Here is a 15,334-nt window from a genome sequence, read left to right as displayed (position 1 = left end):
CATGGCGGATGTCAGATGGTATCTGAACCGGCTGCGGGCGATGAGCGGAAAAGAAATTTTCTGGCGTATTGGTCAGAAAAGGCTGGAACGGGCGGAAAAGAAGACGTTTGGAAAACAACATATACCGGTTACGCAAAGTCTGTTTTACCGTGGCGCAGAGGCGCTGACCTTTCACAGAGACAGACTGCCGATGGCATGGGGACCGGGCGGAGAGGACAGCCACAATGACGATCAGCACAGACAGGCGGACCTGTCAAAACGGTCAGAGCCGCAGCCCGGAGCGATACCACTGCTCGGCGGCTATGATTATTGTACACATAAAAAAGACTGGCACAGTGGCTTTCAGACAGAGAATCGGTGGCCACTGACATTTTCTTATGATTTGCAGTACAAACAGCGGGATGACATCGGTGATGCAAGGACGAACTGGGAGCTGAACCGGCATTTTCAATTTGCCCTGCTTGCGGGCCATTATTTTTGGACGGGAAATGACAAATTTTTGACAGAACTGTCAGATTTATTCAGGGACTGGAACCGGGAGAATCCTTTTCTGCACGGTATATCCTGGACGAGCGTCATGGAGACCGCCATACGCGATATTAACTGGATTTATACGCTCGGATTTCTCGAGCAGGCCTGTTTCAGGGAACAGGCAGAAAGCGAAAGCGCGCGGACAGGGGCGGTGGAAAAAACCAGAGCCCTGCGGGAAGAGCTTTGCAATGGGATCATCAATATGACGATGTACCTTTGCGGCCATTATTCCCGGTACTCCTCGGCGAATAATCATGTGATTGTGGAGGCGGCTGCGATTGGCATTGCCGGGCTTGTGATGGGGGAGGAAGCATGGTACGAGCTGTCCGTGGCGATTTTGCAGTGTGAGATCGACAGGCAGAATTACCGGGACGGTGTAAACAAAGAAGTGTCGCTGCACTATCAGTCGTTTTTTATGGAGGCGGTAGGCCTGCTGTTGTTGACTATGAAAGTCAATAACAGATCCATTCCTCAGAGCTGGCGCAATACGCTCGGCAGGATGAGCCGTTATCTGTCGGATTGTCAGGGCAGACATGGCGAGACCGTGGTGTTTGGCGACGATGATGAGGGAAAGATTCTCGACCTGCAGGGAATACAGGACAGGGAAGAGGCGGGCCGCGGCGGCGGTTCCGGCCGCAGCCATTATCAATATGTGCTACAGCTCATGAGCATCGTACTGCCGCAGCGGTATGTGCCGGAGATTACAGACACGACATTGCTTCGGATCGTACCGGAATCGCTGATCGGTAAGGTGGCCGGGAAGCCATATTACGGAAATGAAAAGAGTGTCTGTTATGCGGAGGGCGGCGTCAGTCTGCTTAAGAGCGGGGATGGCAGAGCGCTGATCGGCATCGACCATGGTGCGCTCGGATTTGGCAGTATCGCAGCTCACGGACATGCGGACGCGCTCAGCTTCCAGATGTATCTGGACGGAAAACCGGTATTTGCAGACGCCGGGACCTGTCTGTATCACACGGATCTGGAGAGCAGAAATCTTTTCCGCAGTACGCAGATGCACAATACTGTTACGGTGGATGAGAAAGACCAGTCGGAGATGCGCGGCGCTTTCCTGTGGGGAAAACGGGCGCAGACGACGCTCCTGAGCCATAATCTGCCGGTCGGAAACTGCTGGGAACAGGGAAGCGGCGGCAGTAAAGAAAGAGACGACGGGGCGGAAGAAGACGCGCGCACAGCATGTGCGATGGGCTCAGAAAATGCACGGAAAAGCACAGACGCACAATATGTGGAAGCGGAGCACGACGGATACAGACCGGTCATTCACAGGCGCAAAGTTATCTTTGACGGACAGGGCAGTCTTACGATCTGCGACAGGCTGCTTCACGTGGAAAGGGAGACGGCTTATACAGTGAATTATCTGCTTTCCGACTGTTATAGACCGGTGGAAGAGAGTGGGTCCTGCGTCGTGCTTGCGCCTTGCGGGGAAGTGCAGTGTGCGAAGCCGCCGCAGCGGATTCGTATGACGTTTCAGGCCGGGCGGCAGGGGGACGATCTGACTCCGGCAGCGTTTCGGTGGAGTGACGGCTGGGTGTCGGCGCGCTATGGGTGCAGGGAGCGTACCCGGAGGATTCAGATCAGTGGAAAGACAGCGCATGAGCTGACGATCGTGACGACGATACAGTGGGAGGGATAGAAGATGCTTTTTAACTCGATAGATTTTATCCTCTTTTTTCCGGTCGTGGCATTTCTGTATTTTGTAATGCCCAGGCGTCTGAAGAGTCTGTGGCTGCTTGGCGCCAGCTATTATTTTTACATGTGCTGGAATGCCGGTTATCTGCTTCTGATCCTGTTTTCCACGATTGTTACTTATGGATGTGGCTGTCTGCTCGAACGGGCAGGGCGGCTGCCGGATGAGCACAGGAAGATACTTTACAGAAAATGTTGTGTGGCAGGCAGTCTGGTGATCAACCTGTCCATTTTGTTTTTATTCAAATATTATAGCTTCGCGGCTGCCAATGTGCAGTCGCTGTTGCAGTATACCGGTATCTCGATAAAACTGCCGGCAGTCGATCTGCTGCTGCCGGTAGGCATTTCCTTTTATACGTTTCAGGCCCTGGGCTATACGATCGACGTATATCGGGAGCGGATTGCGGCGGAGAAAAACTTCATACAATATGCGCTGTTTGTCTCATTCTTTCCCCAGTTGGTGGCGGGACCAATCGAGAGGGCGGGTAATCTGCTCTCCCAGCTGCGGGAAGCACACCGGTTTGACTATGCGAGGGCGAGAGAAGGTCTGCTGATCATGATATGGGGCTACTTTCTGAAGCTGGTGCTGGCGGACCGGATTGCGATTATTGTCAATACGGTGTATGGCGCTTACGAGACATATACAGGCATGTATCTGGTCGTGGCTACAGTCCTGTTTGCATTTCAGATCTATTGTGACTTTGCCGGATATTCCATCATAGCGCTGGGCGCGGCTAAAATTATGGGCTTTACACTGATGGAGAATTTCGATGCCCCTTATCTTTCGTGCAGTGTGGCCGAATTCTGGCGGAGATGGCACATCTCTCTGTCCTCATGGTTTAAGGATTATCTGTATATTCCGCTTGGCGGCAGCCGGAAAGGGCAGGTGAGAAAATATATCAATGTGCTGATTGTTTTCTGTGTCAGCGGTCTGTGGCATGGGGCCGGCTGGACTTTCGTGATCTGGGGCGGTCTGAACGGTCTCTATCAGATCGTTGGCGCACTGTGCCGGCCTCTGCGGGAACGACTCGTAAAACTCTTCCATCTTCATCCGCACAGCCTTGCCAACCGGATGGCGTCGGCGCTCTTCACCTTTTTCCTTGTCGATGTCTCATGGCTCTTTTTCCGGGCGGAAACGATCGGACATGCTCTGGCGATCGTCAAAAGTATCTGTACCGTGCACAATCCCTGGATCTTATTCGACGGTTCCCTGTACGAGCTTGGCCTGTCGATGAAAAGTTTTCAGGTGATGGTTGTATCGCTCGTACTCCTGATGGCCGCCGATGTCATGAAATATAAGGGCATCTGTATCAGAAAGATTTTGCTGGAACAGGATTATTGGTTCCGTTATCTGGTGTTTGCCGGTTCTATTTTGTTAATCACACTTGTCGGAGTCTGGGGTGTGGGCTTTGAGGAGTCGGGCTTTATTTATTTTCAGTTTTAAAGAGAGAACGAGACGGGAAAATGAGAAAACGATGGATTTGTCTAATTCATATAAGCATGGTGCTGCTGTTGCTGGCGACGGGGTTTTACTGGCTGGAACGGCTGACGATGCGCAAGGAGGCGGCCGCCAGAAATACCGAGTTGTACGAGAGAGGCGGAGAGTATGATATTTTGTTCGTCGGCAACAGTCATATGGTAAACGGCATACTGCCGATGGAATTGTATGCGCAGTATGGCATCGCGTCTTATAATATGGGAAGATACGGGCACTATATTCCGGAGTCTTATTACGCGCTGGAAGATGCCCTGAATTATACGACGCCGAAAGTTGTGGTTATCGATGTGTTTATGCTGGGCAGAAGTGAAAAAATGCGCAGCGATCAGACAGGGATCAATTTTTCTCATACGACGATGGATTCCATACCCTTTTCTCTGCGTAAGATTCGGGCGGTGCTGGACCTCCAGCAGGACAGAATGTATCGGAAGGAATTGCTGTTTCCCTACTCGGTCTATCACAACCGCTGGGACGAGCTGGGCGCCGGTGATTTCCGGGTGGAATATTCCACGGAAAAAGGAGCGATCACCAACCGCCGGGTGGCTGCCTATGAGGAAACGGCGGCTGTGGAGGCGGACAATGGCAGTGTGAATAATGGGGAAAGTTCTGACACAGGGGTGCAATATCTGGAGAAAATAACGTCCATGTGCCAGGAGCGGGGGATTGCGGTTGTGCTCGTCTACCTCCCGTTTCCTCTAGGCAATACGGACGAAGTGCTGATGGCGGACCGTGCGGTGGACAGAGAGCTGGCGGCGGATTTTGCGGAGAAACACAGTCTGCCGTTTCTGGACCTGATCGAAACGCAGCTCTGGAACCCCTACACCGATTTTGCGGATAAGGAACATATGAACGCGCTGGGCGCGCAGAAGATGACGAAATATCTTGGCAGGTATCTCTGCGATCACTATGAGCTGACAGACCGCAGGACAGATGCTTCTTTTGCAGCATGGAAAACAGATTATGACAGCTATTATGAGGAAAAACTGGCTGCGCTGGCCGATGAGGACGATCTGAAAGTATATCTGATGCTGTGTAACGACGAGGATTTTACCGTCACTGTCGCTGCTGCCCAGGAGTTCCTGTCAGAAAATCCCGGCGGGTCGGAAGAAACTGACATGATTGTCATTGAAATGCTTCTGCAGGGATTGGAAACTGTAGGGGCCGCGCAGGAGACAGAGGGGATTCACATACAGGTGAGGGACAGCGGGACCGGGGAACTGTTACATGAGAAAGTCTTTATCCGGGAGACGGATTTTGCGGAAAAAGAATGAGAGAGAACAGATTCGGCGAGACGAGTTGCTCTGGCCTGACTATGAGGAGAGAAGAAATGAAGGTATTGATGATAGGTGCGGGGAGGACAGTGCGCGGCGGGGTGTCGAGCGTCGTCAACAGTTATTATGACGCGGGACTGGACAGACTGTGCGATCTGACCTATCTGCCGACGATGGAGGATGGTTCCAAACTGAAAAAGCTGTATGTGGCGGTCAGGGCCCGCCTTCGTTTTGAGCGCCTGATCAGAGAGAATGAGATTTTGCATGTGCATATGTCGGCGGACAACAGCTTTTACCGGAAAGAGGTCTTTATCAGAAGAGCCAGTAAGGAAAAGAAGAAGATCATCATCCATATGCACGGGAGCACGTTTGACTTGTTTTACAAAGAGCGGTGTAATGAGAGACAAAAGCGGGAAGTGAGAGAGATCTTTGCCCTGGCTGACACAGTCATTGCCCTTTCGCAGGACTGGAAAGCATTTCTGTCAGAATTTATCTGCGAGGAGAGGAAGATTCGTGTGATCTATAATGCGGTGAAGCTGCCGCCGCCTTATGAAAAAGACTATGGCAGCAGGAAACTGCTGTTTCTCGGTATTTTGGGGCAACGCAAAGGTACTTATGATCTGATCTCGGCGCTGCCGGAGATTCTGCAAAAATATCCCGATGTCCATGTCTGCTTCGGGGGCGACGGAGAGCGGGAGCAGGCCGAGCGGCTATGCAGGGAAGCAGGGATCGCCGATCATGTCACTTTTGCCGGCTGGGTCAGAGATAAGGAGAAGGATGCGCTTTTGCAGGAATACAGCGTCTATGTACTGCCTACGTATCATGAGGGGATGCCGATGTCCGTGCTGGAAGCGATGTCATATGGTCTGGCGGTCATTTCCACTTATGTCGGCGGGATTCCCCATATTATTTCGGACGGGGAGAACGGTCTGCTATGCGAGGCGGGCGATGTGGCGGGACTGAAAAAGGCGCTGGAGAAAATGCTGGCATCGGAAACGCTGCGCCGCCGCCTTGGGACATGCGGTATGGAAAAAATACGGCAGGATTTTAATATAGACAATAATATAGACAAGATTCTGGACATTTACCGGGCTCAGTAAATGAATGGCGTGAGGGTGGCGGATGAGCGTTTACGGTCTGTTCATTCAGGCGTTTGTCGGCAGCGGTTGTTGTATTTTAGGGAAGATAATGCTAAAATAGACAAATATGGAGAAAAATTCCTATGAAAATAATTTTTGTCGTGTCGGCGCTCCACGGAGGCGGGGCAGAGCGGGTGATCGTTACCCTTGCCAACCACTTTGCACGGCTGGACGATGAAGTGACGATATTGATGACGGCGGGGGAAGAGAGTGTCTATGCGCTGCACCCCGATGTGCGGCTGCTCTCGATCGGGCAGCCCTCACAGGGCAATCCGCTCGTACAGATCCGGCGGCTCCTGCGGATGCGCCGCTATTTCAGGAGGCACAGAGACAGCAGGATCGTATCGTTCAGCACTTCGATTAATCTGTTTACGATCGTGGCGGCCCTTGGACTGAAAAACCGGGTGATCGTATCAGAACGCAACGATCCACAGAGATGTTCTTATCCGAAGCTGCGCAACCTGATTTACCGTTTATGCCAGGGATTTGTTTTCCAGACAGAGCAGGCGAGGGATTGTTTTCCGGAGAAGATCCGCAGCAGGGGGATTGTGATCCCCAATCCGGTCAGAAAGGATCTGCCGGAGCCCAGCAGCGGACAGAGGGAAAAGAAGATCGCTGCTGTGGGCAGACTGGAGCCGCAGAAAAATCATATGCTTTTGCTGGAAGCGTTTGCCGGTTTCCGGCGGCGTTTTCCGGATTATACGCTTCATCTGTTCGGGAAAGGATCGCTGGAGCAGATGCTTCGGGAGAGAGCGGCGGCATTAAAAATAGAAGATCAGGTTATTTTTGAGGGATTTCGCAGTGACATTCTGGAAAAGATAAAGACATATGGCATGTATGTGCTCTCATCTGATTATGAAGGAATATCTAACTCGCTGATGGAGGCGATGGCGATGGGACTGCCCTGCATTTCCACGGATTGTCCGATCGGCGGCAGTGCGATGTGCATCCGGGACAGAGAGGATGGACTACTCGTGCCGGTCGGTGATGCGGCCCGTCTGCAGGCGGCGATGGAACAGATGGCGGAGGATGCCGGTTTTGCAGCCCATATGGGAGAGAATGCGGCGCGGATCAGAGAACGGTTTGCGGAGGAAGCGGTGGCGAGTAGCTGGCGGGATTATATAGACGGAAGCGGTATGATGGAATGAAAGTACTTTTGGCAGGAGAATTCAGCGGATTCTATCTGAACCTGAAGCAGGGGCTGCAGGAGCTTGGCATAGATGTCACTCTGGCGGCCAATGGGGATGGATGGAAACAGATTCCGGGAGCGGATCTGCCGCTCTATCGGACCGGTGATACGAAGAAACTGAAAAAAATCTATTATAAACTGATAGAACCGGTGCTTGACAGGAAGAAGCTGGAAGGCTATGATGTCGTGCAGATGGTACATGAAAGTATATACCGGCCCTATATCAACAGCTATATGGTGAGGACGCTGAAGGAGCGCAACGGCAGTCTGTATGTGAATGTGGCGGGAAACTGTTATTCCTTATATGAGGCGTGGCGAGACGGTAAGCTGGGATATTATACGTTTGATGATAATCCGGACAAACATGAGATGTATACCGGCGGCGGCCTTCGGCGGGAGATGACGAGACGGACGGAACGTTATGTGGACCGGATTGCGGACGGCATTATTCCGGTTATGTATGAGTATGCGGTAGGAGTCCGGCATCTTCCCAACTGCAGGAAGACAATACCGCTGCCGTTTCATGCGGAGAAGACGCCATATCAGACGAACAGGCCGGGCGGGAAGCTCGTATTTTACCATGGTATTTTGCGGGAAAAGGATAAAGGGACGGCCTATATCAGGCAGGCGTTTGACATCGTGCAAAAGAAATATCCGCATGATGTGGAGATGATGGTCTGTGGCAGTCTTCCCTTTCAGGAATATCTGGAAGTGCTTGGGAAGACCAATGTGCTTGTCGATCAGTGTAAGGAGCACTGCTGGGGGATGAATGCCTGCTATGGGATGGCGCAGGGAAAGGTCGTGCTTGGCGGCGCTTCGCACAATTCGCTGAAGGAATTTGGACTGGAAAAAAGTCCGGTCATCCATATTAAACCCGATACGGAACAAATCGTAAGACAGATCGAATATGTGATCGAAAACAGAAACAAGATCGAACAGTGGGGCTTTGAGTCGAGGCAGTTCGTGGAAACGTTTCATGACTATAAGAAAATTGCGGCTCAATACCTGGATGTGTGGAAAGGCGCTGACAGAGAGGGCGCAGAGTCGGTGAGATAAAGGAGGCAGATTATGATACCGGTAAATGAACTGATCAGAGGTTATCGTCTGTATGAAGAGGAATATAACAGGAAAGCAATCTCTGTCTTGCAGAGCGGGTGGTATATTCTCGGAAAAGAAGTGGAAGCATTCGAGGAGGAGTTTGCACAGGCACTCGGCGGAGACTGTTATTGTGCGGGGGTGGACAATGGGCTGAATGCCATCCGGCTTGGCCTTCATGCCTGCGGTATAACGGATGGCGACGAAGTGATCGTACAGTCCAACGGCTACATTGCCACGATGCTGGGCATCACCCAAAACGGCGGTATTCCGGTGTTTGTGGAACCGGATGAATATCACAACATGGACCCGGACAAGGTCGGGGCAGCGATCACGGAGCGGACAAAGGCAGTGCTCGTCACACATCTGTATGGTCAGGCCACACGGATGGAGCGGATCGTGGAGATCTGTAAAAAGCATGGCCTGATGCTCTTTGAAGACTGTGCGCAGTCCCATTTTGCTTCGTACCGGGGTGTCAACACCGGACTGTTCGGGGATGCCGGCTTTTTCAGTTTTTATCCGACGAAAAATCTTGGCTGTTTCGGGGACGGCGGCGGTATCGTATCCCGTAATCAGGAATTGATTGAACGGATCAAGACTCTCAGGAATTATGGAAGCGACTATAAGTATCATAATATTGTTCTTGGGTTTAATTCCCGTCTGGACGAGATGCAGGCGGGACTGCTGAGGGTGAAGCTGAGCCACATGGAAGAATTGCTGGCCAGCCGGAGGAAGATTGCCGAGGCTTATCTGAAGGGGATTACGAATCCCCGGATCAGACTGCCCAAAGTGGCGGAGGGCGCGGTGCCGATCTGGTATCTGTTTGTCATCAATGTGGAGGATCAGGCGGGATTCCGAAAATATATGCAGGATCATGAGATTCAGACCGATGTGCATTTTCCCACGCCGCCGCATTTACAGCCGGCGCTCTCGTATCTGGGCCATGGAGCCGGTTCCTTCCCGATCGCTGAGCGGGATTGCCAGACGGTCGTCTCGCTGCCGATGATGGATTATCTGTCGGATGAGGAGATCGAAAAAGTGATAAAGGCGGTCAATGCATATGAAGGATAGAAAGAGTTATCTGATTGATATAAAAGCCGTTCAGGAGCATGACGGCAGGCTGCTCGTTGTGGAGCACAATAACAATCCCCTGCCGTTTGACATCAGGCGCATTTTCTGGGTGAGAGATGTGATTCCCGGGGCGGCCAGGGGCGAACATGCGACCAAAAAGACAAGACTGGTGCTCATTCCTGTCACCGGGAGCTGTGACGTGGAAGTGGATGACGGCACAGAGAAAAAGACTTATCATATGGATGACCCGACGAAAGGACTTTATATTGATGCCATGATCTGGCGCACAATGAAAAATTTTACTGCGGACTGTGTAATGATGGCGGTGTGTGACCGGGTATTTGAGCCGGGCGGGGAGACTTATGACGATTATCAGGAATTTCTGGAGGCTTTAGAGGCATTCGATGGAAGATAGAAAAGGCAGCAGGATTTTTGATCAGATCACGGAAATATCAGAACCGTCCGAAGAGGAGCGGGAGGCGCTGCATTCCACAGAGTCGCTTCATAAGTGGCTGGAGGAGCGGAAGGCAAGGCTGCGGGTATCTCTGACGAGAATCACTCTGGATGAATGCGCACCCTGGTATTATGATACGGACGAGGGCTGTATTCGCAATGAGTCAGGGAGCTTTTTCAAAATATCCGGCATCCGGCAGACGTACAATGGGAAGATCCGTCTTCAGCAGCCGATTATCGAGCAGAATGAGATCGGCTTTCTCGGTATTCTCTGCTGCAAGATCGGCGGTCTCTGGCATTATCTGATGCAGGCCAAGATCGAGCCCGGCAACGTCAATGTTGTGCAGCTCTCACCGACTCTGCAGGCGACGAAAAGCAATTTTACAGGGAGGCATGGCGGGAAGCTGCCGGCTTTCCTTGATTATTTTACGGAGATGGATACGGCGGATATTATTGTCGATCAGATCCAGTCGGAACAGTCTTCCCGGTTTCTGAAAAAAAGGAACCGCAATGTCATTCTCATGGTGGATGACGCGCTGGCAGAGCCGGACAGCCATCGGTGGATGACGCTGGCGCAGATCAAAGAGATGATGCGCCATGATAATCTCGTCAATATGGACACGCGAACGGTTCTGTCCTGCATTCCTTATGTGCTCATGGGGCAGGACGGAGATGTGCCTTTCCGGAATAAGCCTTATTTTTATAAAACCGCATGGAGCATGGACCGCAGGACGATCGCGGATATCTACCATCAGATCAATAATTATAAAATGTTTATGGAGCAGACGACGGAGCGTGTCCCTTTATTTGAGCTGGCCGGCTGGTCCATGAAAGGAAATGCGTTTTGCTGTGAGAGGCCGTATCCTTTTCACATCGTTTTCTGTGACATCAATATCGAAGGACGGGAAGTGACACACTGGAGACAGCCGCTCTTTGCCGCGGGCGGCAACGCCCTGTTCGGGCTGTTTTGCTGTGATGACGATGGCGTGATGAAATTTCTCGTAAAAATTGCACCGGAAGTGGGCTGTTTTGACGGCGCAGAGATCGGCCCTACCGTGCAGAGAGAAGCGTTTGCAGAGCAGGAGCCGGACAGCGTCGAAGCGCTGTTTACGCAGCGGCTGAGAAGCGGCAGAGAAGTGATCGTGGATACGATCCTCTCGGAGGAAGGCGGGCGCTTTTACCAGGAGGAGAACAGAAATGCGATCCTCTATATCGACAAAAAGGAATTGGGAGAGCTGCCGCCGGGATATGTATGGAGCGATTACGGTACATTGAATATTCTCACACAGGTTAATAACTGTCTGAATATTCAGTTGAGAAATCTGTTGTCGCTGCTGGAGGTATGAGCGGTTGAAAATAAGTTTGCGGAAAATATTGTTTATTGTTTCAGGAACTGCTTTTATTCTTTTGGGGACCTATGTGAGCATCACCGGGATCGGCCTCCAATTATTACTGCTTCTTTTATTTTATGCCATGTTATCAGCGAACCTGTGGCCGGATAAAGATTGTTTTGATTGGAAAAATTATCAGAATAGACAGATCGTTTCCGGTATTGTGGTGAGCATTGTACTATGGGCTTCTTTCTATTTTTTATGGAGGGATTCGGAAAAAGGACAGCAGATACTGCAAAAGCTGCTGGGGGCACAGCATGATCGTGCGTTCTTGTGTTTGACGATCATTGGCGCAGTACTTTCGCTGCCATTTCTCATGTCAGCCGGCAGATGGATGTCTGATAGAATGGAGATAACAGGCGAAAAGAACCGATGGATGCAGACCTTTTCTGAAAGGCTGTGGCTGCTTTGTCTGCTGACTGCGGCAGTCGGTGTTTTATTACAGATTGTCAGCATTTTCAGCAAAGAGACGTGGGTTGATGAAGCGTTTTCGCTTGCTATGATTCGTCATGATTATGCTGAAATGATCGAACTTACGGCCAGAGATGTCCATCCACCGCTCTATTACATCATTTTAAAATCCGGCGTAGAGGCAGTGCAGTTGATATGGCCGGCTGCTCCGGCAGTGTATCTTGCGAAAATGATTTCTTTTCTTCCGTATGGCTTGCTGTTGATTTTTTGTGTCACTAAAGTACGTCGGAGATGGGGACTTGAGGTGATGGGGCTATGGGCGGTCTGCATTGTAGCCATGCCGCGTATGATCGTCTATGGCGTGGAAATCAGAATGTACAGCTATGCGCTGCTATTTGTAACGATTGCATATTTCTGTACGGATGAACTGATGAGGGCCGACAACATCAGAACGTGGATATTGTTTACGGCGATGGCCTTGGCGGCGGCATATACGCATTATTTTGCACTCGTTGCGGCAGGGGCATTATATTTCATGTTATTGCTCCATTTTCTGACAGGAAGACAGACAAAACAAGTTGTATGGACAGTTCTCTCCGGACTGACGGTGGCGGCAGGGTATCTGCCGTGGCTGCTGATATTTATCAGGCAGTTGCGGACAGTAGGTGGAGACTACTGGATTCCGCAGATAACCTCAGGTACAGTTGCCGGTTATGTTTATTTTGCATTTGGCAATGGTGTTTTGTTTGTCTTGTGTATACTGGTTGTGAGCCGGCTCTTGTCTGCACTGCGTTTCAGGTCGACAGACGGAACAGGAGAAATGCTGGCATTAATGGGGATTGGTGTTCCGATCATTACGGCGCTGATCGGCTTGGGAGCTTCACTGCTCGTACGTCCGGTATTTATTCCCCGTTATCTGGTGCCCGGATTTGGCAGTTTGTGGTTTGGCATGATAATTGGCCTGGCCTTGCTGAAAAATAAAAGGGCAAAAGTGATGGTTACCGTTCTCTTTCTTGTCGTATGTCTGGCGAATATGGGAGAGTTTGCAAGAAATGAATGGATCGGAAAGGTGCAGGCAGATCGTCTGGAAGAGATGTTGGCAGAAAATGGTGAGACGATATTTATTACAAGTACAGCATTTACACAGGCCGTGTTGGTGGAAAAGGGAGCGGAAGCATATCTTTGGGGAAAAGAAGTAGATGCGTTGAGTGCCTCTGTTTACGGTGACAATCTGAAAGGCGGCAGTTCCCTGCATGAGGTCGAGCAATGGGTAAGAGCAGGGAGAACGGTCTGCTTTTTGGAAGAGAACGGTTATCTGTCAGTGGAGGAATTTGTGCAGGGCAGTGAGATGGACTATGAGGAGATCGGTGCCTATAAGGCGGAAAAGATGGCAGTTTTTTATGAGTTAAAGTGAGGAATTATGAGAAAGATCACGATCGGGATATTGGGTGCGGCAGACATTGCGGAGAGGCGGTTTTTGCCTGCCCTGAAAAAATCGGACAGGTTTACCCTGGCAGGCGTAGCGGTATCAAGTGCAGCAAGACAGGAAAAAGCGGAAAAGTTTACCGCCGCCTATGGTGGAAAAGTTTATATCGGCTATGAAGCATTGCTATGCGACGCGGCCGTCGATGCGGTATATATTCCACAGCCGCCCGCGCTCCATTATCAGTGGGCGAAACAGGCCATTGCCTGTGGCAAACATGTGCTTCTGGAAAAACCGGCGACGATCAGTTTGGAGCATGCGCAGGAGCTGGTCAGACTTGCCCGGGAGGCAGGAACTGCCATTGCGGAGAACTATGCGTTCTGCTATCACAGACAGGTTGCGGCGATACGGTCTGTGATAGAGAGCGGACAGCTGGGGGAACTGCGTCTGATCCGGGCGGCGTTCGGATTTCCCCATCGTGACAGCCGTGATTTCCGATATGAGGCTTCCCTTGGCGGCGGCGCCCTGTTTGACTGCGGCGGCTATACGTTAAAGGCGGCGCAGCTTTTCCTGGGAGACGATATTTGTGTGAAAACCTCGAAGTTAAATTTTACGAACAGTCATGAGGTGGATTTGTTTGGCAGTGCCACGCTGGAAAACATTGATGGTCTGACAGCTCAGGTATCGTTTGGCATGGACAACTGTTACAAATGTGAACTGGAAGTGTGGGGCAGCAAAGGTTATGTACTGGCGCCGCGGTTTTTCACACCGCCTGCGGATCTGGAGACTACGATTATGGTTAAGACCGGAGACGGCGATGAGACGCTGCAGGCAGGAGCCGATGACCAGTTCTGCCATTTAATAGAAGTGTTTGCAGATTGTATCAAAGATCCGCAGGAGGCACAGCGGGCTGCTGCGGCTATGTTGCGTCAGATGAAGCTCGTTGATGAGATTCAGGCAGAGAGGCGGTAAGCGTCAGGAAGCGGAGGGGATGAGATGCGGGTATTATATGTTGCTCCAAGATACCATACCAATCAGATTCCTGTGATGAAAGGCTGGCAGGCAGGGGGACATGAGGTACTTTTTATCAGTCAGTTCGCCGGAACGCCGGAAGACTATACAGTGCTGAAACCGATTATCCTGGGATATTCCCGAATTTTTGAATGTTTTATGAAAGGATATGCCTGTCTATTGTGCAGAGGTCAGAAGAGTCTGAAAAAGGAATTTGACCTGCGGACGAAGATAGGATTTCCGCCTGTGACGAAAGCTGAGACATATATCCGGAAATTTCAGCCGGAGCTGGTGATCGTCAGAGAGCGTTCCGTCTATAATATTCCCTTTTGGTTTGCTTGCCGGAGGAAAAAAATTCCCTGCATCCTGTATAATCAAAGCCCCCTCTGGGACCGGAGAGACAGGGACAGAGGCTTGGGGCGGCGTCTGTTTCTCAAGTTGTTGCCCAGGGTACGGATGACGCCGGTCATGGGGCAGAAAGCGCCTGGTAAGGAAATGACGCCGAATTCGGTCTTCGTTCCCTTTGTGATGGAACCGCGGGTCGCGCCGGAGGAAAAGCCTCATTTTTCAGACGGTCGGATTCAGATATTATGTGTGGGACGGTATGAGGAGCGAAAAAATCTGTTTCTGTTGCTTGATGCTTTCGGAGGATTGTCAAAAGAATACAGTCTGCACCTGACGATCGTGGGTGAGGCTCTGGATGAAAGCCAGATTGATTATTATGGAAGGCTGCGCCGGAAGGTGTCGGAGAGCGGATTGGATCAGGCTGTCACACTGCATCGGAATTTTAATCGGGAACAGATGTATGAGGAATACCGGAGCGCGGATCTGTTTGTTCTGCCGAGTACGAGAGAGAGAGCGTCAATCGCCCAGCTTGAGGCAATGAGCTGTTCGCTGCCGGTAATCTGCAGCGATACGAACGGTTCTGCCTGCTATGTGGAGGATGGCAGAAACGGCAGACTTTTCCGCGATGGTGATGAAAAGGATTTGAAAAATGTGATGGAAACGCTTGTCCGTGACCGCGAAGGTTTACTGCGGATGGGGAGTGAGAGCTTCCGGCTGACAAAGGAGAACTACAGTTTCGACAGCTATTATGAGGCGATCATGAAATGCAGAGCAGAGGCTGCACGTCTGACAGGAGAATGAG

At 51.1% G+C, this 15,334-nt stretch carries 12 protein-coding genes; all 12 read left to right on the top strand.

All coding sequences use genetic code 11. The features are described 5' to 3' along the window. The first annotated feature begins 1 nt into the window (after position 1). The 12 genes from V1224_13335 to V1224_13280 all read left to right on the top strand — a co-directional run bounded on the left by V1224_13335 (position 2) and on the right by V1224_13280 (position 15,333). Entirely contained in the window at positions 2 to 2,182 is a 2,181-nt protein-coding gene (locus tag V1224_13335) for an alginate lyase family protein (protein ID WWR15442.1), read from the top strand. Between the two features lie 3 nt (positions 2,183 to 2,185). Further along, a complete protein-coding gene (locus V1224_13330) occupies positions 2,186 to 3,679 on the top strand; it encodes an MBOAT family O-acyltransferase (GenBank protein ID WWR15441.1) in 1,494 nt (497 codons plus the stop codon). Positions 3,680 to 3,735: 56 nt separating this feature from the next. Then, positions 3,736 to 5,004 carry an SGNH/GDSL hydrolase family protein gene (locus tag V1224_13325; protein ID WWR15440.1) on the top strand — a complete coding sequence of 423 codons (1,269 nt, stop codon included), beginning with the start codon at positions 3,736 to 3,738 and terminating at the stop codon, positions 5,002 to 5,004. A gap of 56 nt (positions 5,005 to 5,060) precedes the next feature. Further along, positions 5,061 to 6,104 (top strand): glycosyltransferase family 4 protein, encoded by a 1,044-nt coding sequence (locus V1224_13320; GenBank protein WWR15439.1) that lies wholly within the window; start codon positions 5,061 to 5,063, stop codon positions 6,102 to 6,104. A 122-nt stretch (positions 6,105 to 6,226) separates the two neighbouring features. Next, positions 6,227 to 7,291: a glycosyltransferase family 4 protein gene (locus V1224_13315; protein ID WWR15438.1), complete on the top strand. Its 1,065-nt coding sequence runs from the start codon at positions 6,227 to 6,229 to the stop codon at positions 7,289 to 7,291. Further along, positions 7,288 to 8,388, top strand: coding sequence for a hypothetical protein (locus V1224_13310; protein WWR15437.1), 1,101 nt, complete (start codon positions 7,288 to 7,290; stop codon positions 8,386 to 8,388). The genes V1224_13315 and V1224_13310 overlap by 4 nt, the downstream gene beginning before the upstream one ends. Positions 8,389 to 8,400: 12 nt before the next feature. After that, on the top strand, positions 8,401 to 9,498 hold the full coding sequence (locus V1224_13305; protein WWR15436.1) for a DegT/DnrJ/EryC1/StrS family aminotransferase: 1,098 nt from the start codon (positions 8,401 to 8,403) through the stop codon (positions 9,496 to 9,498). Further along, the gene (locus V1224_13300; protein ID WWR15435.1) at positions 9,488 to 9,913 is read left to right on the top strand and encodes an FdtA/QdtA family cupin domain-containing protein; all 426 of its coding nucleotides are present in this window, start codon (positions 9,488 to 9,490) and stop codon (positions 9,911 to 9,913) included. Before V1224_13305 ends, V1224_13300 begins: the two co-directional genes overlap by 11 nt. Beyond that, positions 9,903 to 11,297 carry an NDP-hexose 2,3-dehydratase family protein gene (locus tag V1224_13295; protein ID WWR15434.1) on the top strand — a complete coding sequence of 465 codons (1,395 nt, stop codon included), beginning with the start codon at positions 9,903 to 9,905 and terminating at the stop codon, positions 11,295 to 11,297. Before V1224_13300 ends, V1224_13295 begins: the two co-directional genes overlap by 11 nt. Positions 11,298 to 11,301: 4 nt before the next feature. After that, entirely contained in the window at positions 11,302 to 13,167 is a 1,866-nt protein-coding gene (locus V1224_13290) for a hypothetical protein (GenBank protein ID WWR15433.1), read from the top strand. 6 nt (positions 13,168 to 13,173) lie between these two features. Next, positions 13,174 to 14,148 (top strand): Gfo/Idh/MocA family oxidoreductase, encoded by a 975-nt coding sequence (locus V1224_13285; GenBank protein ID WWR15432.1) that lies wholly within the window; start codon positions 13,174 to 13,176, stop codon positions 14,146 to 14,148. 24 nt (positions 14,149 to 14,172) lie between these two features. Then, positions 14,173 to 15,333 (top strand): glycosyltransferase family 4 protein, encoded by a 1,161-nt coding sequence (locus V1224_13280; GenBank protein WWR15431.1) that lies wholly within the window; start codon positions 14,173 to 14,175, stop codon positions 15,331 to 15,333. The last annotated feature ends 1 nt before the right edge of the window (position 15,334 follow it).

Source organism: Lachnospiraceae bacterium JLR.KK008, assembly GCA_037015955.1.
Taxonomy (GTDB): Bacteria; Bacillota; Clostridia; order Lachnospirales; family Lachnospiraceae; genus VSOB01.
Note: the sequence above shows the minus strand (reverse complement) of the source record. Positions and strands in the feature narration are given on the sequence as shown.

Excerpts from the sequence above, each read along its gene's own strand:
- V1224_13335 (WWR15442.1), top strand. The coding sequence starts at position 2 with ATGGCGGATGTCAGATGGTATCTGAACCGGCTGCGGGCGATGAGCGGA.
- V1224_13330 (WWR15441.1), top strand. The coding sequence starts at position 2,186 with ATGCTTTTTAACTCGATAGATTTTATCCTCTTTTTTCCGGTCGTGGCA.
- V1224_13325 (WWR15440.1), top strand. The coding sequence starts at position 3,736 with ATGGTGCTGCTGTTGCTGGCGACGGGGTTTTACTGGCTGGAACGGCTG.
- V1224_13320 (WWR15439.1), top strand. The coding sequence starts at position 5,061 with ATGAAGGTATTGATGATAGGTGCGGGGAGGACAGTGCGCGGCGGGGTG.
- V1224_13315 (WWR15438.1), top strand. The coding sequence starts at position 6,227 with ATGAAAATAATTTTTGTCGTGTCGGCGCTCCACGGAGGCGGGGCAGAG.
- V1224_13310 (WWR15437.1), top strand. The coding sequence starts at position 7,288 with ATGAAAGTACTTTTGGCAGGAGAATTCAGCGGATTCTATCTGAACCTG.
- V1224_13305 (WWR15436.1), top strand. The coding sequence starts at position 8,401 with ATGATACCGGTAAATGAACTGATCAGAGGTTATCGTCTGTATGAAGAG.
- V1224_13300 (WWR15435.1), top strand. The coding sequence starts at position 9,488 with ATGAAGGATAGAAAGAGTTATCTGATTGATATAAAAGCCGTTCAGGAG.
- V1224_13295 (WWR15434.1), top strand. The coding sequence starts at position 9,903 with ATGGAAGATAGAAAAGGCAGCAGGATTTTTGATCAGATCACGGAAATA.
- V1224_13285 (WWR15432.1), top strand. The coding sequence starts at position 13,174 with ATGAGAAAGATCACGATCGGGATATTGGGTGCGGCAGACATTGCGGAG.
- V1224_13280 (WWR15431.1), top strand. The coding sequence starts at position 14,173 with ATGCGGGTATTATATGTTGCTCCAAGATACCATACCAATCAGATTCCT.